This window comes from Nocardioides sp. NPDC004968 (assembly GCF_040608935.1).
Classification (GTDB): Bacteria; Actinomycetota; Actinomycetes; order Propionibacteriales; family Nocardioidaceae; genus Nocardioides.
In genome coordinates this window covers 26,078-44,970 of the sequence record NZ_JBEXJF010000044.1, presented here as the reverse complement: position 1 = coordinate 44,970, position 18,893 = coordinate 26,078, and the positions used below count along the sequence as shown (strand labels likewise).

Annotated in this window: 21 protein-coding genes and 2 tRNA genes; 7 read left to right on the top strand and 16 right to left on the bottom strand. The window is 68.3% G+C overall.

Features of this window, described 5'->3' with window-relative positions; translation table 11 throughout:
- Positions 1 to 21 precede the first annotated feature (21 nt).
- The 7 genes from ABZU72_RS25695 to ABZU72_RS25665 form a co-directional block, all read right to left on the bottom strand.
- Positions 22 to 95 (bottom strand) — tRNA-Met (locus ABZU72_RS25695).
- Between the two features lie 116 nt (positions 96 to 211).
- A tRNA-Met gene (locus tag ABZU72_RS25690) sits at positions 212 to 285 on the bottom strand.
- 54 nt (positions 286 to 339) lie between these two features.
- Positions 340 to 3,240, bottom strand: coding sequence for a UPF0182 family protein (locus ABZU72_RS25685; protein WP_355021611.1), 2,901 nt, complete (start codon positions 3,238 to 3,240; stop codon positions 340 to 342).
- Complete coding sequence (locus ABZU72_RS25680) at positions 3,237 to 3,833, bottom strand: PPA1309 family protein (protein WP_355021610.1); 597 nt, start codon at positions 3,831 to 3,833, stop codon at positions 3,237 to 3,239. Before ABZU72_RS25680 ends, ABZU72_RS25685 begins: the two co-directional genes overlap by 4 nt.
- Positions 3,830 to 4,876, bottom strand: coding sequence for a PDZ domain-containing protein (locus tag ABZU72_RS25675; protein WP_355021609.1), 1,047 nt, complete (start codon positions 4,874 to 4,876; stop codon positions 3,830 to 3,832). Before ABZU72_RS25675 ends, ABZU72_RS25680 begins: the two co-directional genes overlap by 4 nt.
- Before the next feature lie 33 nt (positions 4,877 to 4,909).
- Complete coding sequence (locus tag ABZU72_RS25670; protein ID WP_160027430.1) at positions 4,910 to 5,146, bottom strand: hypothetical protein; 237 nt, start codon at positions 5,144 to 5,146, stop codon at positions 4,910 to 4,912.
- Between the two features lie 35 nt (positions 5,147 to 5,181).
- Positions 5,182 to 5,619, bottom strand: a complete 438-nt coding sequence (locus ABZU72_RS25665) for a molybdenum cofactor biosynthesis protein MoaE (protein ID WP_355021608.1) — start codon at positions 5,617 to 5,619, stop codon at positions 5,182 to 5,184.
- A gap of 56 nt (positions 5,620 to 5,675) precedes the next feature.
- Between ABZU72_RS25665 and ABZU72_RS25660 the strand changes: the two genes are divergently transcribed.
- Positions 5,676 to 7,010, top strand: a complete 1,335-nt coding sequence (locus tag ABZU72_RS25660) for a zinc-dependent metalloprotease (RefSeq protein WP_355021607.1) — start codon at positions 5,676 to 5,678, stop codon at positions 7,008 to 7,010.
- Positions 7,007 to 7,546, top strand: a complete 540-nt coding sequence (locus ABZU72_RS25655) for an NUDIX hydrolase (protein WP_355021606.1) — start codon at positions 7,007 to 7,009, stop codon at positions 7,544 to 7,546. Before ABZU72_RS25660 ends, ABZU72_RS25655 begins: the two co-directional genes overlap by 4 nt.
- On the opposite strand, the gene ABZU72_RS25650 is transcribed toward ABZU72_RS25655, so the two are convergent.
- Positions 7,543 to 8,409: a helix-turn-helix domain-containing protein gene (locus ABZU72_RS25650; RefSeq protein ID WP_355021605.1), complete on the bottom strand. Its 867-nt coding sequence runs from the start codon at positions 8,407 to 8,409 to the stop codon at positions 7,543 to 7,545. The two genes, ABZU72_RS25655 and ABZU72_RS25650, sit on opposite strands and share 4 nt — an antisense overlap.
- Before the next feature lie 65 nt (positions 8,410 to 8,474).
- Between ABZU72_RS25650 and ABZU72_RS25645 the strand changes: the two genes are divergently transcribed.
- Complete coding sequence (locus tag ABZU72_RS25645; protein WP_355021604.1) at positions 8,475 to 9,143, top strand: dihydrofolate reductase family protein; 669 nt, start codon at positions 8,475 to 8,477, stop codon at positions 9,141 to 9,143.
- On the opposite strand, the gene ABZU72_RS25640 is transcribed toward ABZU72_RS25645, so the two are convergent.
- Both ABZU72_RS25640 and ABZU72_RS25635 read right to left on the bottom strand, forming a co-directional pair.
- On the bottom strand, positions 9,053 to 9,607 hold the full coding sequence (locus tag ABZU72_RS25640; protein WP_355021603.1) for a M48 family metallopeptidase: 555 nt from the start codon (positions 9,605 to 9,607) through the stop codon (positions 9,053 to 9,055). The genes ABZU72_RS25645 and ABZU72_RS25640 overlap by 91 nt on opposite strands.
- Positions 9,608 to 9,618: 11 nt before the next feature.
- Entirely contained in the window at positions 9,619 to 10,644 is a 1,026-nt protein-coding gene (locus ABZU72_RS25635; protein ID WP_355021602.1) for a PHP domain-containing protein, read from the bottom strand.
- A 554-nt stretch (positions 10,645 to 11,198) separates the two neighbouring features.
- Between ABZU72_RS25635 and ABZU72_RS25630 the strand changes: the two genes are divergently transcribed.
- From ABZU72_RS25630 to argS, 3 genes are all read left to right on the top strand, one after another.
- Positions 11,199 to 11,357 carry a DUF5679 domain-containing protein gene (locus tag ABZU72_RS25630; RefSeq protein WP_091051197.1) on the top strand — a complete coding sequence of 53 codons (159 nt, stop codon included), beginning with the start codon at positions 11,199 to 11,201 and terminating at the stop codon, positions 11,355 to 11,357.
- A gap of 206 nt (positions 11,358 to 11,563) precedes the next feature.
- On the top strand, positions 11,564 to 12,337 hold the full coding sequence (locus ABZU72_RS25625) for a hypothetical protein (protein WP_355021601.1): 774 nt from the start codon (positions 11,564 to 11,566) through the stop codon (positions 12,335 to 12,337).
- A gap of 158 nt (positions 12,338 to 12,495) precedes the next feature.
- On the top strand, positions 12,496 to 14,193 hold the full coding sequence (gene argS, locus ABZU72_RS25620) for an arginine--tRNA ligase (RefSeq protein WP_355021612.1): 1,698 nt from the start codon (positions 12,496 to 12,498) through the stop codon (positions 14,191 to 14,193).
- Positions 14,194 to 14,200: 7 nt separating this feature from the next.
- Here the strand turns inward: argS and ABZU72_RS25615 are convergent, their stop codons facing one another.
- The 3 genes from ABZU72_RS25615 to ABZU72_RS25605 all read right to left on the bottom strand — a co-directional run bounded on the left by ABZU72_RS25615 (position 14,201) and on the right by ABZU72_RS25605 (position 16,024).
- A complete protein-coding gene (locus tag ABZU72_RS25615) occupies positions 14,201 to 14,365 on the bottom strand; it encodes a hypothetical protein (RefSeq protein WP_168381087.1) in 165 nt (54 codons plus the stop codon).
- A 79-nt stretch (positions 14,366 to 14,444) separates the two neighbouring features.
- Positions 14,445 to 14,927: a carboxymuconolactone decarboxylase family protein gene (locus ABZU72_RS25610; protein WP_355021600.1), complete on the bottom strand. Its 483-nt coding sequence runs from the start codon at positions 14,925 to 14,927 to the stop codon at positions 14,445 to 14,447.
- Positions 14,924 to 16,024: a dihydrodipicolinate reductase gene (locus ABZU72_RS25605; protein WP_355021599.1), complete on the bottom strand. Its 1,101-nt coding sequence runs from the start codon at positions 16,022 to 16,024 to the stop codon at positions 14,924 to 14,926. The genes ABZU72_RS25610 and ABZU72_RS25605 overlap by 4 nt, the downstream gene beginning before the upstream one ends.
- A gap of 140 nt (positions 16,025 to 16,164) precedes the next feature.
- On the opposite strand from ABZU72_RS25605, the gene ABZU72_RS25600 reads away from it, so the two are divergent.
- Positions 16,165 to 17,811, top strand: a complete 1,647-nt coding sequence (locus ABZU72_RS25600) for a GMC oxidoreductase (RefSeq protein WP_355021598.1) — start codon at positions 16,165 to 16,167, stop codon at positions 17,809 to 17,811.
- A 111-nt stretch (positions 17,812 to 17,922) separates the two neighbouring features.
- Here ABZU72_RS25600 and ABZU72_RS25595 read toward each other — a convergent pair whose 3' ends face one another.
- The 3 genes from ABZU72_RS25595 to ABZU72_RS25585 all read right to left on the bottom strand — a co-directional run bounded on the left by ABZU72_RS25595 (position 17,923) and on the right by ABZU72_RS25585 (position 18,855).
- Positions 17,923 to 18,087: a hypothetical protein gene (locus ABZU72_RS25595; protein ID WP_229788002.1), complete on the bottom strand. Its 165-nt coding sequence runs from the start codon at positions 18,085 to 18,087 to the stop codon at positions 17,923 to 17,925.
- Between the two features lie 148 nt (positions 18,088 to 18,235).
- A complete protein-coding gene (locus ABZU72_RS25590; RefSeq protein ID WP_355021597.1) occupies positions 18,236 to 18,535 on the bottom strand; it encodes a WhiB family transcriptional regulator in 300 nt (99 codons plus the stop codon).
- A gap of 104 nt (positions 18,536 to 18,639) precedes the next feature.
- Positions 18,640 to 18,855 (bottom strand): hypothetical protein, encoded by a 216-nt coding sequence (locus tag ABZU72_RS25585; RefSeq protein WP_355021596.1) that lies wholly within the window; start codon positions 18,853 to 18,855, stop codon positions 18,640 to 18,642.
- Positions 18,856 to 18,893 lie beyond the last annotated feature (38 nt).

Genomic DNA, 18,893 nt, shown 5'->3' with positions numbered 1-18,893 from the left:
GTCCGGGCCTTCGTTTCGGAGTAGCGGGGACAGGATTTGAACCTGTGACCTCTGGGTTATGAGCCCAGCGAGCTACCGAGCTGCTCCACCCCGCGTCGCAAGAACAACACTACCCGCGAACTGACCCGAACCCCAATCTCGGGCGCCTGGCTCTCGTCGAGCCCGAAATCACGAAGGCCCGGACCTTTCGGTCCGGGCCTTCGTCTTGGAGTAGCGGGGACAGGATTTGAACCTGTGACCTCTGGGTTATGAGCCCAGCGAGCTACCGAGCTGCTCCACCCCGCGTCGCAAGAAGAACATTACACGGGAGGGGAAACGAACCCCTAATCGGAGAGGTCCTCAGCCTCCGGAGATGAGGTCGGCGGCCTGGTCGACCTTGTCCTGAGCCTCGGCGATGAGGCGCTCGCGCTCGGCGTAGTCGCCGGACTTGCCGGCCTCGTCGGCCTGGGCGAACAGAGCACGCGCGTCCTCGAGGAGCTGGCCGACCTCGCCCGGTGAGTCACCGGAGGGAGGTGGGTTGGTCTCGGCTGGTTCCTCGTCGGGATCGGAGGCCGTCGGAGGCGTCGGCGCGGCGCCGGTCAGCGCGACCTCGAGGGCCTCGTTCAGCGTCGTACCGTAGCCGACCCGTCCGTCGTAGGAGACCAGCACGAAGGCCAGCTGGGCATACCCCGAGGTCGAGGCGGTCGCTCGGCGGGCGTAGATCGGCTCGACGTACAGGAGGCCGTTCTTCGCCGTCGGATAGGTGATGACCTGGCCCCACACCGGCGCAGATCCGGAGCGGTTGAACGAGGCGACCTCGTCGGCGATCGCCTTGTCCGTACGGAACTCGTTGGAGACCATGCCCGGACCCTGGGTGTCCTCGGGGAAGCCGGTGGTGATCCGGATCTTCCCGTAGTTCTCCGAGGTGGCGTCCGAGTCCACCGACATCATCGCCGCCAGGTTGGGACGGTTGTAGGGCACGAAGGCCGACGTCAGCGACCACCGAGCGGCCTCCGAGCCGTCGGAGAGGAACATCCGGTAGGGCGTCTGCTGGTGGTTGTCGTCGTTCGGGTCCTCGGGTACGGCCCAGCGCTCGTTACCGGAGAAGAAGACGTCCGGGTCGGAGACGTGGTAGCGCGCCAGCTGGTAGCGCTGCACCTTGTAGAGGTCCTCGGGGTAGCGAAGGTGCTCCATCAGCTCCTTCGGGACCGACGACTTCGGCATCACGGTGCCGGGGAAGGCCGCCTCCCACGTCTGCAGGATCGGGTCCGCCTCGTCCCACTCGTAGAGGGTGACCGTGCCGTCGTACGCATCCACGGTCGCCTTCACCGCGTTGCGCATGTAGTTGATCTCGTCGGTCGGCAGCGTCTGCACCCCGGTCGAGGTCTGGGTGGCGTCGTCGGTCATCGAGGCGAACGAGTCACGCGCGGCCTGCGGGTAGCGGTCGGTGGTCGTGTAGCCGTCGACCACCCACTGGATCCGCCCACCGACGACGACCGGGTAGACGTCGTCGTCGAGGGTCAGCCACGGCGCCACCTTCTGCACCCGCTCCTTCGGGGAGCGGTCGTAGAGGATCTCGGAGTTCTCGTTCACGCGCGAGGAGAGCAGGAAGTTCGTGGAGCCGAACTGGATGGCGTACATCAGCTGCCGGAAGTTGGAGCCGATCGGGACACCGCCGGCACCCTCGTACGTCGTCCTGGTCTCGCCGTCCTCGGAGTTGTAGTCGAGCTCGACCGGGTTGCCCTTGCCGGCCTTTCCGACGATCGAGTACTCCGGCGAGTCCTCGCCGAAGTAGACCTTGTCCTGGAACTTGCCCTGGCCCGAGGTCAGGTCGTGCTGGCCGGTGCGGTCGCCCTCGGCCCACTGCATCTGGTTCGACTCGGTCTTGTCGTCGGCTCCGCGCATGTTGGCGTAGGAGGCGATCACTCCGTTGGAGTGGGTGTAGACCGTGTGCAGGTTGGTCCAGGTGCGGTCGGAGTCGGAGATGCCGGCCTGGTTGAGCTCGCGTACGCCGAGCACGACCGCCCGCTCCTTGCCGCCGACCTCGTAGGTGGAGATGTCCAGCGGCTCGTGCACGGAGTAGTAGGAGCGACCCTGCTGGACCTGCTCGAACTCGCGGTGGACCACCGCGGGGTCGACGATCGGCAGCGAGGAAGCGGTCTCGTCGAGCTGCTCGGGCGAGGCGCCGTCGGCCTCAGCCTGCGAGGTGTACTCGGTCACCTCGAGGTCGTCCTTGGCGATGCCGTAAGCGTCCTGGGTGGCCTTGATGTTGGCGGCCAGGTAGGGCTTCTCCTTGTCCTGCTCGCTCGGCCGGACCTGGAAGCCCTGCACGACCGCGGGCCAGATCATCCCGATCAGCAGCACCGAGATCGCGAACAGTGAGATCGCGATCGACGGCAGCTGCCAGCTGCGCCGCCACATGTTGAGGATGAACAGCACCCCACAGATCACCGCGATGCCGAGCAGGATCTGGTTTGCCGGGAGCACCGCGTGCTCGTCGGTGTAGGTCATTCCGTCCAGGCGGGGCCCGGAGCCGTTGACCAGGTCGTAGCGGTCGACCCAGTAGTCGAGCCCCTTGACCAGCAGGATCATCCCGAGCATGGCGCTGAGCTGGATCTGCGCGGAGCGGGTGAACCGATCGCGCTGCGCGGTGAGCCGGATCCCGCCGTAGACGTAGTGCACGATCATCGCGCCGATGGTGCCGAGGATCAGCCCGGTCAGCGCGAAGTTGACCAGGTAGTGCCACCACGGCAGGTCGAAGACGTAGAAGCCGATGTCCTTGCCGAAGAACTCATCGGTCTTGTCGAAGTCGTGCCCGTGGCGCCACATCAGATACGTACGCCACTGGCCGGCGCCCGAGAAGCCGGCGAAGATCCCCGAGACCCCAGCGACGCCGACCAGGAGCCAGGTGCGGATCGGGGCGATCGCGTCGCGGTAGCGGTCCAGGCCACCGATGTCGTCGGCCGGGTGGAAGTAGGGACGGGTGCGGTATGCGAGCGCCGCGGGCAGCCCGATCATGATCGCCATCAGCACGAAGAAGATGACGAAGAGTGCCGTACGCGTCCAGAAGACCGTGCCGAAGACGCTGCTGAAGTCGATCGCGTCGTACCACAGCGCGTCGGTGTAGATCGCCGCGAACGCGCTGATGCCGAAGAAGAGCACGATGACCGAGACGGCCGAGATCGCCAGCCATCGGTTGCGGCCGGTGCTCTGTGTGCGCGCCGGCGCCTGTGCCGGGTCGTCGTCGTCGAACAGACTCATGCGTCAGCCTCGCTGTCTGGGTTCTCCTCAAGAGTGACACGCAGCAGTTCGAGGAGCTCGGGGACCAGGTCGACGCCGCCGATGACCGACTGGTCGTCGTCGTGCGCCTTCAACCGCAGAGCACAGTACGTAGCACCAGCACGTGTCGCGCCGGCCACGATGCGTACCTCTTGCCGGTCGGGGTGCGCCTTGGCGAACTCCGCGGCCGCCTCGGCGTCGTCGGGGATCTTGCCGTCGGCGTCGGGCGGCAGCACGAGGCGCTCGACCACCGCTGCGCAGCCGGTGACCCCGGCGGGCCAGGCGGTCGTCTGGAGGACCTCCTCCAGCTGGGTCGTCACCGGCACCTGGTCCTGCTCGATCGGGGTCAGCGACCCGTCCTGATCGGGAGCATCCAGGCCCATCATCGTGGCGAGCGCGGGCTCGGCCTCGACCAGCGCGGCGGTGTCGACGAGCGCGAAGAGCCTCGCCGGTCCGTCCCAGCCTTCGCCGGCGACGTGGGCCTCGATCTCGAGGACGGCCGTGGCCAGGGCAGGGTCGGTCTCCAGGTCGAGACCGCGGCTGAGCTCGGGCGTGGGCTCAGGGGTGTCGTTCACTTCGTGCTCCCACAGGTCGGCAGCTTGGCATTCGGGTCCTCGGTCCAGGTCTCGATCGCCTTGACGGCGTCGTCGAGAGTCTCTACACGGGTCAGGCGCATGTCACCGTTCTCGGCGCCCTCGACGTCTTGGCAGTTGCCGGCAGGCACCAGGAAGAGCTCGGCTCCGTCCGAGGCCGCACCCGGGATCTTCTGCTGGATCCCGCCGATCGGGCCGACGTTGCCGTCACCGTCGATGGTGCCGGTGCCGGCGATCTTCTTCTCGCCGGTCAGCGGCCCCTCGGTGAGGGTGTCGTAGACCGAGAGCGCCATCATCAGCCCGGCGCTCGGTCCGCCGATGGCCGGGTCGAGGGTGATCTTGACGTCGTAGGGGAACTCGTAGGTCGCTCCCAGCGAGACGCCGATGAAGGCCTTGCCGTCCTTCTCGCCGGTCTTGATGGTCTCGGTGAGCGTCTTGCCCTTGCGCTCGATGGTCAGCTCGACCGTGTCACCGGGCTCGACCTTCTGCACCTCCGCGACGACCTCCTCGGGGGTGTCGACCGCCTTGTCGCCGACCTTGGTGACCACGTCGTCGGCCTTCAGCTTGCCGGCGGCCGGCGCGTCCTCGGTCACCTCGGCGACCGAGACCTCGTCGACGTCCTCACCGAGCTTGGTGAACGCCGCGGCGATCGCCGCGTCCTGGGCGCTGGCCATCTGCACCTGCCCGGCCTCACGGTCGTCCTCGACGGTGCCCTGGTCGGGGTAGGCGACCTCGCGCGGGTAGACCGCTTCGGTGTCGCTCATCCATGCGCCGAGCAGGGTCCAGAGCCCGAGCCTTGCCTCGCGGGTGGTCTCGGAGACCGTGGTCATCCGCAGCTGCCCCTCGTCGCGGTAGCTCTTGTGGCCCTCGACCTGGACGATGTCCTTGCCGTCGAACTCGCCCAGGACGTTCACCGTCGGCCCGGGGCTGTAGATCGTGAAAGGCAGCGGAACGACCCAGGCGATCACGATCAGGGCAACCACGAGCGGCAGGGCGACAAGGCCGGCCAGGGTGCGCTGTGTCATAGCGTCACCTTCTCATTCAAGACCAAGTGCACACTAAGAGGCATCGCGGTTGACACGGACCGCGACTCCGGTCGACCTGTCGGGCGGCGGCTGAGGCGCTGCGTACCTTCTCGAGCGCTCGCGCGTCTTCTCCTTCTCGAGCGCGATCCCGAGGCGGCGTACGACCTCTTCGCGGTCCTGCTCTCGCCCCTCACGTCCGAGGAACGCGACCCAGGCCATCGCCAGCACGGTGATGACCGCAGACGGTACGAGCCAGAGCAGGATGTCCACGTACGCAGCCTATTTGGTCGTGCCAACGCCGCGCATCAGGGCGCGCCGACCCACTCGTCGGTGCCGTCGGTGAAGACCTGGTGCTTCCAGATCGGCACCTCGGCCTTGAGGGTGTCGATGAGGTCGCGGGAGGCGGCGAAGGCCTCGCCGCGGTGGCCGGAGGCGGTGGCCACGATGACGGCGATGTCGCCGATGTCGAGGTGACCGGTGCGGTGGACGGCGGCGAGACCCGCGACGCCGTGGTCGGCGGCCACCTTCTCGGCGACATCCGCGAGGCGGGCGAGGGCACTCGGATGGGCCTGGTAGTCGAGGCCGGTCACGCCCTTGCCCCCGTCGTGGTCACGTACGCGGCCGACGAAGAGCGTCACCCCGCCGGAAGCGTCGTCGTCGAGTGCGGCCAGCACCTCGGTGACATCGAGAGGGGTCTCCCTGATGTCGAGAAGCTTGACGGCGCCATTCTTCGGTTCAGCCATGGAAACAGCCTAGTGCTTGCTGACAGCGGGCTTCCGTAACCGCGTAGGCTGGACACATGAGTCAGACCCCAGGTGGCCCCGACGAGCCGGAGGAGCCGGAGAACCCCTTCAAGGGCACGCCCTTTGAAGCGTTCTTCGGTGGTTTTCCCATCGGCGGCGTTGGCGGAGGCCCCGGCGGCATGCCTGACCTGAGCCAGATCTTCGGTCAGATCCAGTCGCTGCTACAGCCCTATGACGGCCCGCTGAACTGGGACGTCGCGATGGACCTCGCCCGCAAGGTAGCCGCGTCCTCGCCCGACCCGACGCCTTCACAGAAGCAGAAGGACGCGGTCGCCGACGCGATCCAGCTGGCCGACCACTGGTTGGAGGAGACCACGTCGTTCCCCTCCGGCGTGAAGTCGGCCACCGCCTGGTCGAAGGCCGAGTGGCTGGTCAACACGCTGGACGCGTGGAAGCCACTGATCGAGCCGGTCGCGGCCTCGACCGCGGCCGCCATGAGCGGCCAGCTCCCCGAGGACATGAAGGCCCAGATGGGCCCGATGATCGGGTTCGTCGGCAAGGCGATGGGCGCGTTGTACGCGAACCAGGCCGGCACCGGCCTCGGCCATCTCGCCGGCGAGGTCATCTCCGTCTCCGACATCGGCATCCCGCTGACCGAGCCCGGTCAGGCCGCGCTGCTGCCGGTCAACGTCGAGCCCTTCGCCGAGGGCCTGGGCGTCAGCACCGACGACGTGCTGCTCTTCCTGGCCCTGCGCGAGGCCGCCCACCAGCGGCTCTTCGCCGGTGTGCCGTGGCTGCGTGACCACGTGGTCTCGGCCGTGACCGACTACGCGCGCGGCGTCGAGCTCAACATGGAGGCCATGCAGCAGCGCATCGAGGAGCAGATGCGCGGCCTGGACCTCTCCGCGATGCAGGACCCGTCCCAGCTGCAGAACATGTTCGAGGAAGGCATGTTCGAGGTTCCGGACTCGCCCGCGCAGAAGGCGGCGCTGGAGCGGCTCGAGATCGTGCTGGCGCTCGTGGAGGGCTGGGTCGACGAGGTCGTCGCCCTGGCCACCGCCGAGAGGATGCCGGTCGCGGCGCAGCTGCAGGAGGCCGTACGCCGACGCCGCGCTGCCGGCGGTCCGGCCGAGCAGACCTTCGCGACCTTGGTCGGCCTCGACCTCCGGCCGCGGCGACTGCGGGACGCGGCTGCCCTGTGGGGCTCGCTGCGCACCCGTCAGGGCATCGAGGCGCGCGACGGCGTCTGGATGTCCCCGGCGCTGCTGCCCACCTCGGCCGACCTCGACGACCCGCTCGGCTTCCGTGAGGGCGCCGAGGCGCCTGATGTCGACTCGATCGACTTCGACGAGGAGCTCAAGAAGCTGCTCGGCGGAGACGCTGACGAGTGAGTCTGCACGCTGACGCGGTCGCGATCCTGCGGGCGTGGGACGCTCCGTCCGCTCCCCAGGAGACCTTGCGGCAGCGCTACGTCTCCCATCTCGAGGCCGAGCCCACCGGGGTCTTCAAGTCGTGCGTCCCCGACCACCTGACGGCCTCGTGCGTGGTGCTCTCCGACGACGGCTCCTCGGTGCTGCTGACCCACCACCGCAAGGCGCGGCGCTGGTTCCAGTTCGGTGGTCATCTCGAGCAGGACGACGCGACCCTGTGGGCGGCCGCCGCCCGTGAGCTGCGTGAGGAGTCCGGCGTGCCGGACCTGGTGCCGCTGCCCGGGCTGGTGCAGCTCTCCGAGCACCCGGTCCCGTTCTGTGCGCCGTCCGGCGACGTCCACCACCTCGACGTACGCTTCATGGCCGTCGCTCCCGCCGGTGCGGTTCCGGAGGTGAGCGAGGAATCGCTGGACGTACGTTGGTGGCCGGTCGACGCGATCCCCGAGCCCGAGGACAACCTGCTCGAGCTCATCAAGCTCGCCCAGGCTCGCCTCTAGCGCCGACCTCCCGGGGTCGTGCCGAGCGCCGTGTGGGCGGTCGGACGGCGGCTGACGGCTAGCGCGGAGGGCGGTTCACCGGCGTACCTGACGACGTCGCGGGTCAGATGGCTCTGGTCGGCGTAGCCGTGACGGGCGGCGACCTCGGCGACCGGCAGCGTGCCGAGGCGATGTATCGAGCTTGTCGAGATGTCTGCGGCGGCTCGCTCGAAACGTATGACACCGGCAGCTGCCTTCGGGGTGAGCCCGACGGCGCGCTGGAAGCAGGTCGTGACGTACCGGTGGCTCCATCCGGTCTCGGTCACGAGGTCCCGGATGCGCGCCTGACCTCCGGATTCGGTGATCCGGTCCCACAGCCACGACACCAGCGGATCGACCGGATCGCCAGCCACACCACCGGCCCTTGCCAGCAGCGCGGACTGGACCAGGTCGAGCCTCGGTCGCCAGGTGCCGGCCGCTGCGAGCCGCTCCGAGAGAGACGGCCCGAGCTGCGGAATCAGGTCTTCGGCCGCGATCACCCTGCCGGCCACCTCCTGACCCGGGACACCGAGCAGCCGGGAGACACCGAGCGGCGTCAGATAGACCTGCACGCACGCATGACTGCGCCCGGACCGGGTCGAGACCGGCCCGGGCATGAAGCCGGAGAGGAACGACCCGTACGTCCCAACGCCCTCCCCCGCGGCGACCTCGACGATCTCGAACGGGTCTCCGAAGGAGAGGACCAGCGGCAGCAGGGTCCCGGCGGGCTGGCGCCGCTCGAGCGGCACGGCCGACTGCTCGCGGAAGCCCACGATGCCCGCCACCAGACCCTGCAGCCGAGGGTGGGTGGGCAGTCGTACGACCTCGGGAGTCACGCCCGTCATGTATCGATGATCGCCGGTCGATTTCGTTCAAGCCAGCCGATTCGAGCAGGGCGCAGGCTGTCGTCATGCGAAAACTGGCGATCGTGGAGTTCTTGAGCGTCGACGGAGTCATGCAGGGACTGGGCTCCCCCGACGAGGACCGGGAGGGTGGCTTCGAGCACGGCGGGTGGGGCGCGGCGTACGGCGCGGCACTCGGGGAGGTCCTCTCCCCCGACATCGGCGCCCAGACCTCGGCGTACGTCATGGGCCGGCGGACCTACCAGAAGATGGCGGAGTTCTGGCCGACCCAGCCCGACACGAACCCGATGGCGGCGAGCCTCAACTCCGCCCCGAAGTACGTCGCGACCCGCACGCTCGACGACCTGGCCTGGAGCGGTGCGAGCGTGCTCGAGGGAGACGTCGTCGATGCGGTCGCCGGCCTCAAGACCGAGGGGCAGGGGACCATCGTCACGCTCGGGAGCGGTGATCTCGTCCGTCAGCTGATGAGTGCCGGGCTCATCGACGAGCTACGGCTGTTCGTGCATCCGTTGCTGCTCGGCACCGGCAAGCGACTCTTCGGCGATCTGCCGTTTCCGTGCTCGCTCCGGCTCGAGGACATCGCCTCGACGAGTCTCGGCACGGTCGCGCTCACCTACGCCGTGGGTCAGTCGATCTCTTCGGCCCCTTCGACATCGTCGTCCTCCTCGCCCGGAGGGGCGGGGAGCTTGGCGGCTGCGGACCAGCCGGCCAGGTAGCCCTTGGCACGCTCGGCCTGGGGATAACGGTCGACCCACGCCCAGAACGCCTCGTTGTGCTTGGCCTCGAAGAGGTGGGCGAGCTCGTGGACGAGGACGTAGTCGACGACCCAGCTCGGCATGCCACGGAGCCGGTCGCTGAGCCGGATCGAGCGGTCACCCGGGGTGCACGAGCCCCAGCGGCTGTTCTGGTTGTCGACCCAGCGTACGGAGTCGGGCTTGGCCAGGCCGCCGAAGTACTGGTCGCTCAGCGCGGCGGATCGCCGCATCAGATCATCGTCACTGGGCTTGCGACGCTTTTCGGCCTTCTCCAGGCGGGCGACCATCTGTTCGACCCACTCGGCCTCCTCGCGCTGGGACATCGCAGCCGGGATCATCACGATGATGCGGTCGCCGTCACGGTAGGCAGAGACCGTACGCCGACGCCGCTTGCTGCGTCGCACCTCGATCTCCGGGCCGTCCATAGGTCAAGAAACTACCTGTTCGCCCAGGCCAGCAGGCGATCCCGAGGCCAGGTGTTGATGATCCGTTCCTCTTCGATACCCGCCGTTTCGGCTCGTTCGCACCCCAGGACGAGGAAGTCGAGCTGCCCCGGAGCGTGTGCGTCCGAGTCGATCGAGAAGAGGCAACCGGCGTCGCGGGCGAGCTCGAGGAGCTTGGTCGGCGGGTCTCTCCGCTCGGGCCGGGAGTTGATCTCGACCGCGACCTCGTGCTCGGCGCACGCCTCGAAGACCTTGCGGGCGTCGAACTGGCTGCCGGGCCGGGTGCCGCGGTTGCCGGTGACCAGCCGGCCGGTGCAGTGACCGAGCACGTTCATCCGAGTCGTGGAGACCGCCGTGACCATCCGCTTCGTCATCTGCTCCTTCTCCATCTTGAGCTTGGAGTGGACGCTGGCGACCCGCAGCTGGAGCTTGGCGAGCATCTCGTCGCTCTGGTCGAGGCTGCCGTCGTCGAGGATGTCGACCTCGATCCCCTTCAGCAGGGTGAACCCGTGTCCGGCGAGGTGGTCGTTGACCGCGTCGACGACGCCGAGCTGGCGCTCCAGGCGGGCGGCGCTGAGACCGTTGGCGATCGTCAGCCGCGGGCTGTGATCGGTGAGCACGAGGTACTCATGGCCCAGCTCGATCGCGGTGAAGGCCATCTCCTCGATCGGCGACCCGCCGTCGGACCAGTCGGAGTGGCTGTGCAGGTCGCCGCGGAGTCTGCTCCGCAGCTTCTCGCCCGCTCCGGCAGCGGTCAGCGGACCACCGTGGACGCGCTCGGTCTCCTGCAGCCGCTGCGGAATCTCGCCGCGCGCGGCCTCGGTGATGACCTTGGCCGTGCTGGCCCCGACCCCGCTCAGCTCGGTCAGCGTGCCCTCGGCCGCCCGGCGGCGTACGTCCTCCTCGGAGAGGGGCAGGATCGCTGCCGCCGCGGCTCGGAACGCCTTCACCTTGTAGGTGTCCTCGCGCCCGCGCTCGAGCAGGAATGCGATCCGACGCAGGGCTGCGACGGGGGACAACGGCTCGCCTACCAAATCTTCCTCCAACTATTTTTGCCTTCATAACCGGTGGAGAATGCTTTTCCCAGGTCAAGGTCCTGATTCAACCGAATATTCTCCTTCCGGTCACTTGGTTACTCACAGGAAAGCGCTTGTCTTCCACCGGCTGTCCCCAAGCAAAGCGGGGTTGTCCACATCTTGTCCACAAGCAACGCGGAGTGGCACGTTGACGCGCTCCCACATCCTCTTTAAGTTCGATGTCAGTGGGACCCCCGGCGCCGCCGGACGGCCTTCGCAAGGGGAAGGCGAAGGACGATCCAGGCACCGGGGGTCCCTCCAGTTTTGGGTGGCCTCCGCGACCTCGGCGAGCGCCTTCGACAGACCTTCGATGCTTCCTCGAAAGCCCCGAATCCCCCGGTATGACGCCAACACGCCGACACTCGCTTGATAGCCCGTGTTGCCGCAGGAAGCGCCGCGTGTCGTAGGGTCGAGTTGGCTCGTCATGACGAGCTTCCGACGGGCTTCCCTGACAACCCCGTCGCGACGACCAGTTACATATAGGCAAGGAGGCCGTCATGGCGGAGACCTGGAGCGGCGAGTTCTACTGCGTGAAGTGCAAGGAGAAGCGCGAGGCAACCGGTGAGATCCGGGTGAACGACAAGGGCACCAAGATGGCCAAGGCCGTCTGCCCCGTCTGCAGCACCAACCTCAACCGCATCTTGGGCAAGGCCTGATCACTGAGCTCATCCTGAGCCCACGCGGCGGCGTCCCCGGCATGTCCGGCGGCGCCGCTGCCACGTTTTGCCGAAGCGTCAGCCCCGTCGGCCGAAGCGTCACCCGAGTGCCGACTCGGCCGACGCAGGTGACGCCTCGGCAGGTTATCCACAGGCATTGTGGATTGTCGGTGCAGGAATTCCAGCGTGGTGTGAGACTCCCCGGCATGAGCACGCGCTACCGGATTCGGCCGGGGTATGTGGCCGTACGACGTGATGAGACCCGACTCCAGATCGGCATCGACCCGCCACGGCGGGCGATCGTGCAGGACGGCGTGGAGGTACGCCGCCTGCTTACCGACCTCGCCGCCGGCCGGGCGGTCGAGCCCGACCACCTGCCCGGGCGGCACGCGATGCAGCAGCTCGGCAACGCCGGTCTGCTCATCGACGCGGACGGCGGCGACCGGCCACCACCGGTGGGCTTCGACGGTCCGCCCGCCCCGCTCTCGGCGGCACGGGCGCTGATCGGACCTGCGCCGGCAACGCCGAGCATCCCGGACATCGTCGTGCTCCTCTCCGAGGGACCGCTCGACCGCGAACGAGCGGACGAGCTGGTGCGCGAGGGCCGGGCACACCTCGTCGTCGAGAGCGGACCCGACACCTGGACGGTGGGCCCGCTGGTCGTCCCCGGGGTCACCGCGTGCCTACGCTGCGTAGACGCGGCCCTCGCCGAGGAGGACGAGCGGAGGGCCGTGGTCGTGAGCCAGCTCGTCGGCAACGAGGTGCCGAGCGACGCGCTGCTGCAGTCGCTCGCGCTCTCCTGGGCCGTACGCGACGCCCGCACCTACCTCGCCGGACGCACCCCGGCCTCGTGGTCGGCGTCGGTGGTCCTCGCCCGTGACGACGCGCCCACCGTCCGGCCCTGGCTGCGGCATCCCTACTGCGGATGTGCCTGGGACCTGATCGCCTCTGCCGGCACGGCGGCGGGCGAACCGGCTTGACCTGCGCCGACGCCTCCGGCACCCTTGCGGACATGGTCACGAAGAGCGCGCTGCGACGACGAGGCATGGGTCTCTGACCCCGCCCTCGCGTCAGCCTGCCCTCTTCACCTCCTAGGACCACTCTCGTGCACGAGCACACTCTTGCCCTGTCCGCATACCTGCAGGACGCCGTCGTCGCCTGCTTCGGCGACGCCTACGCCGGTATCGATCCCGAGCTGCGGCCGGCCACCCGGCCCGAGTTCGGCCACCTCCAGTCCAACCTGCCGCTGCGGCTGGCAGGTCCGCTCGGCCTGCCGCCGCGGGAGATCGGCGCCCGCCTCATCGACGCCGTCGATCTGGGCGCCATCTCGACCAGCTCGATACATCGCCTCGGCACCCTCGACTTGGCCGGCGCCGGGTTCCTCAACATCACCTGGTCCCCGGCCGTGCTCGGCGCGGTCGTCGGCGACCTGCTGACCGACCCCCACCTGGGCGTACCCACCCCGGAGAGCCTGAATCGGGTCGTCGTCGACTACTCCTCCCCCAACGTCGCCAAGCCGATGCACGTCGGCCACCTGCGCTCCACGGTCATCGGCGACTCCCTGGCCAGTGTGCTGGCCTACGCCGGCCACGACGTCGTGCGGCAGAACCACCTCGGCGACTGGGGCACTCAGTTCGGCATGCTGGTCGAGGAGCTGCTCGGCGAGGGTCTCACCGACCCGGCGACGGTGGCCGACCTGGGCATGACCGAGCTGCTCGCGCTCTACCAGCGGGCCAAGGCGCGCTTCGACGACGATCAGGGTTTCGCCGGCGCCGCCCGGCAGCGGGTGGTCGCGCTCCAGTCCGGCGAGCCGACCACCCTCGCGCTCTGGCATGCGCTCGTCGACGCCTCGATGGCCGAGTTCGAGGCCACCTACAGCCGGCTCGGCGTACTCCTCACCGATGACGACTTCGACGGCGAGAGCCGCTACAACCCGCAGCTTCCGGGCGTCGTCGAGGACCTTCGGGCATCGGGTCTGCTGACCGAGTCGGCCGGTGCCCAGGTCGTCTACCCCGACGGCTTCACCGGCCGTGACGGCGCCCCGCTGCCGCTGATCGTGCGGAAGGCCGACGGTGGGTTCGGGTACGCCGCCACCGACCTCGCCACGATCCGGCACCGCGTCGACGACCTGGCCGTGGACCGGGTCGTCTACATCGTCGACCACCGGCAGAGCCAGCACTTCGAGATGGTCTTCGCCGTCGCCCGCGCCGCCGGCTGGCTGCCCGACTCGGTGGAGGTCCAGCACATCGGCTTCGGCACCGTGCTCGGCCCCGACGGCCGGCCGTTCAAGACCCGCTCGGGCGAGACGGTCTCGCTGACCGCCCTGCTGGACGCCGCCGAGGAGGCCGCCGCGGCCAGCTACGCCGGCCCCGGGGTCGTACGCGCCGTGGCCAACGCCGCGGTGAAGTACGCCGACCTCTCCAACAATCTGGCCCGCGACTACGTCTTCGACCTCGCCCGGATGTCGGCCACCACCGGCGAGACCGGCCCGTATCTGCAGTACGCCCACGCCCGGGTGTGCAGCATCCTCGCGCAGGCTCCGCAGCAGACGTACGCCATCAACACCCTGTTCCACCCGGCCGAGCAGCGGCTGGCGCTGGAGCTGACCGGCTTCGCGACGGTGGTTGCCAAGGTCGCCGACACCTTGGAACCGCATCACCTGACCGCGTACCTCTATGGCCTGGCGACCGCCCTGACGGCGTTCTACGAGAACTGTCCGGTGCTCAAGGCGGAGGGTGAGGTCAGGCAGACCCGGCTCGCATTGTGCGAGGCGACCCGGCGAGTGCTGTCAGAGGGACTCAGGCTCCTCGGGATCGAGGCGCCGCAGAGGATGTGAAGTGGGGTCAGGCCCACCAGTCGGAGTCGAGCTTGGCTTCCATGGAGCGCACGTGACGTCGCGAGCAGGCCTCGCAGAACGACTTCGAACGCCCACGCTCAACCGCGGTGGTCCACGCGAGGAGGCGGTTGGGGTCGGCCTCGTAGCATCCGCAGAAATCGCAGGTCTTCATGGCTCAACGATAGGTCGAAATCCTGCGCTTCAGAGGGTGCAACACCGAAATTCTGCATCACCTGAATGTCAGCGCCGTGTTACCTCCGGGAAGGCAGGACACAGGCGGTGTCGAGGCCCAGAACGTGGTTGAGGCGGCCGAACGCCAGCCACGATCCGAGGCACATGCTCAGCTCGACGATCTCGGCATCGGTGTAGTGGGCCGACATCCGGTCCCAGAAGTCCTGGTCGATGCCGTGGTGGTCGATCGCGTAGCGTTCGGCGAACTCGGCGGCGAGCCGGGTGCGGTCGTCGAAGGCGTCCGTCGTACGCCACTCCTCGACCGCCTCCGCGAACGACTCCTCGACCATCTCGCCGTCTCGCTCGGTGCGCCAGTCGAGGCAGAAGACGCAGCCGTTGATCTGCGCGATCCGCAACCGGGCGGCCTCGAACTCGCGGAGCCCGAGCGTGGTGTGCTCGTAGACCGCGAGCGAGAGGCCGGCGGCAGCCGGACCGATTCCGGGGACCATCTCGCCCCAGACGTACTCGATCGGATCCCGCCCGTCGGGAACGTCGACGATCATGCGGTCACACCTTCCTGGGCGGCCTTGGCCGCGCCGAGCTTGCCGGTCGCCGGACGCAGCGGTACGTCGAGCGCGTCGTAGAGGCCGGGGGCCGAGTCGACGAGCCACTCGATCGCGCCGACGAGCCGTCCGACCGCGGTGGCGTTGCCGCCCGCCGCCCGGTTGCCGGCCTTGTCGGTCGCCTCGACCGTCACCTCGATGCGTGGGTCCCCCTCGATGATCACCCGGTGGGCGCCGTCGCCGTCGGGTGGCGTCGGCCAGTGCGGGGCGCATGAGGGATGGATGCGGGTGACGTGCTCGACGACGATGAGCGGCTCCCCGGCGACGATCCCCTGGACCTCGAAGCGCACCGCACCCTGGGTGCCCTTCTCGAAGTCGCCCATCGACGCGGTGGTCACCGTCTCGTCCAGCGGCAGCCGCTCGACGGTCTCCCGGATCTCGTCGAGCTCGACCTCGAGGCCACGGGCCAGCAGCCTGACCTGGCCGCCCCACACCATCGTCGGGACGGTCTCAGCGAGCATCGGGGCGTCGTAGTCGATCGGCTGGCCCATCCCGACGAGATAGCGGACGGAGTCGGGCTGGTCGTAGGTGGAGTAGTCGAAGATCTCCTGGCAGCGGACGACGTCCACGGTGCTGCCCAGGCCGCTGACGAGCAGCGGCAGTACGTCGTTGCCCCACCCCGGGTCGACACCGGAGACGAAGAGCGACCCGCCGCCCTCGGCGATCGCGGCCAGCACCGGCTCACGCATCTCCGGCGGAGCGTTGCGCTGGTCGTAGAGCGCGTAGAGGGCGGGCGTGACCACCACGGCCCCGGTCCCGAGCGCACGCACGATGTCGGCGAGAGCCTCGTCCGGGCGGATGTCGCCCGATGCGGCGTACACCACCGCCTGCGGACGTGTCGCGAGCACCGAGTCGATGTCGTCGGTGGCGGCGACGCCGAGATCACGGCCGAGCTCCGCGAGGTCGCCCGCGTCCCGGCCGACCTTCTCGGGGTCGTGGACGAGAACGCTCGTCAGCTCGAGTCGTGGATGTGCGTCGACCGCGCGGATGGCGAGTCGACCGATGTTTCCCGTGCCCCAAACGCATGCGCTGACCATGCGATCTCCCTTGCCGGTTGCCCTGTTGGTTTGCGTTGCCCGATTGCGTGAATGTTGCGAATCTGTGACACCCCCACCGGCATACTAGAACATGTTCTAGCAATCAGTGATGAAGATCAGTGATGAAAAGGGAGGTCATCTTGAGCAACACACCACGAGAGGACAGGTCGCGGGGCCTGTCACGCCGAGGGTTCGTGCTCGGCGCGGGCTCACTGGCTGGTGTCGGGATGCTGGGAGGAGCATTCGGAGCCAGCCCGACATGGGCATCAGCTGCGGCGTCGTCGATCGGCAACGGCGCACAGGTCCCGGTGCTGGTCATCGGCACCGGCTACGGCGGCTCGGTCGCGGCCCTGCGCCTGGCCCAGGCCGGCATCAACGTCCACATGGTCGAGATGGGGCAGGACTGGGCCACAGTCGCACCAGGGAGCGACGGCAAGATCCATCCGAAGATCACCAGCCCAGATCACCGCGCCTTCTGGATGCGCACCCGAACCAAGCAGCCGCTCAGCAACTTCCTCGGGTTCCCCATCGACACGAACATCACCAAGCATGCCGGCATCCTGGACGCCGAGGACTTCGCCGGAATCTCCGTCTACCAGGGACGCGGCGTCGGCGGCGGCTCGCTCGTCAACGGAGGCATGGCCGTCACCCCGAAGCGGGAGAACTTCGGAGCCGTCCTCCCCTCGGTCGATGCCGCGGAGATGTACTCCACCTACTACCCGCGGGCCAATGCCGCCCTCGGCGTCGGATCCGTCGACCCCGACTGGTTCGAACGGACCTCCTACTACCAGTACTCACGCGTCGGCCGGAAGCACGCTCAGCGCTCAGGCTTCGCGTGGACGTTCGTCCCGGACGTGTACGACTGGAACTACATGATGGCCGAGGACAACGGCAGCGTCCCGAAGTCGGCGCTGGCCCAGGAGGTCATCTACGGAAACAACCACGGCAAGAGGACGCTGCCGAAGACGTACCTTGCTCAGGCGGCCGCCACCGGGAAGGTCACCATCTCCTCTCTGCACCGGGCCACCTCGGTCCGGCCCGCGGCAGCCGGTGGGTACGACGTCGTCCTGGAGCAGATCAACACCGCCGGCGACGTGGTGGCGACGAAGACGGTCAACGCGGGCAAGGTGTTCTTCGCGGCCGGCAGCGTCGGCACGAGCAAGCTGCTGGTGAAGATGAAGGCGACCGGCGCGCTGCCCGCACTGAACGGCGACGTCGGCCAGGGATGGGGCGACAACGGCAACGTGATGGTCGGGCGGGCGAACCACATGTGGGACCCGACCGGTGACGTGCAGTCGACGATCCCGTGCTCCGGCATCGACAACTGGGACGCCGGCGGCGCCTTCGCCGAGGTCGCGCCACTGCCTGCCGGTCTCGAGACGTTCGCGTCCTTCTATCTCGCGATCACCAAGACCCAGCGCCGGGCAGCGTTCAGCTACAACTCGGCCAGCGGCAACGTCGACCTGTCCTGGCAGACCGCGTGGAAGCAGGACTCGATCACGATGGCGAAGACCATCTTCGACAAGATCAACAAGAAGGAGGGGACGATCTACCGCACCGATCTGTTCGGCACCAACAAGATCTGGGGCGACCACCTGACCTACCACCCGCTGGGCGGCGCCGTCCTGAACAAGGCGACCGACAACTACGGCCGGCTGCACGGCTACGACGGTCTCTACGTCATCGACGGAGCGCTCATCCCAGGCAACACCAGCGTCAACCCGTTCGTCACGATCACCGCCCTCGCGGAGCGGAACATCGAGAGGATCATCGCTACCGACCTCTGACCCGAATGGGGACAGAAACATAGGACCGGCCAGTCCGAGGGTTTCTCGGACTGGCCGGTCATCTTCCACACCCGCGATCAGAGGGGTGAGGTCTGGGGTCCCATGGGGGACTTACAGCGCGCGGGCAAGAGCCAGCTTCGCCTGGACGGCGGCTCGCTCGGCCTTGCGGCCCAGGCGAGCGGCCTTGACGAGGGCATGGCCTCGCCGCAGTTCACGCGCCTCTCCCAGGCGCGCGGACATTTGCGCGCGCGCCAGGTCTTCGTAAAGCAAGTTCATCTGAGTGCTCCGTACTCGGTTGGTGTTCATGTCTGTTTGCTTCTCCTGCTGGTCAGCGGGCTCCGGCGCCCATGGTCATCACGATCGGGTTCATGGCTGTTGGCCTTTCGTCGTTGAAACGGCTGCTGGTGTTGAGGTGCTCGGTCGTTCAGGCGGCGTCCTTGCGGGGCCGGCCACGGGGCCGCTTGCGGGGGATCACCTTCCCCTGCAGGAGCAGCTGGCCGCCCCAGACGCCCCAGGGCTCACGCCGGTCGAGGGCGCTGGCGAGGCAGAGCGGCTGCACGGGGCAGGTCGCGCAGAGCGTCTTGGCGAACTCGACGTCGGCGGGAGACTCGGCGAACCACAGCTCCGGGTTGTTGACCCGGCAGGGCAGCTGGTCCTCGTCGTAGCGGTTGGCGCGGTCGTGGAGAACGCCGAGAGTGACCTCGGGCTCGAGAATGCTGGTCATATGTACACCTCCTTTGTGACTGATCGCGGGTTTTGAGAAACAGAAAGGCCGCGGATCCCGGGTTTCGGGTTCCGCGGCCTGGAGGCTGCTGTGACTACGTGGTTCTACGTAGTCGGACAGCTCCAGGCTCGAATCCCGTGGGACTTGACCTTGATGGCATCCGCCTGCGGGGACACGAGTCCCTCGAAGCGCGTGCCGTAACCGGCGCCCATAAAGGCACCGGCAGCCGGGGTGGCCCAGGTCGGGCTGGACAGCTCGGGGTGGCCGCACGCGGACATGGCGATGCCATTGATCGGCGTCTGAATCATGTTGAGCTTCATCGGGGCCACCTCCTTCGGGGCTGTCGGGCGCGCCTCAT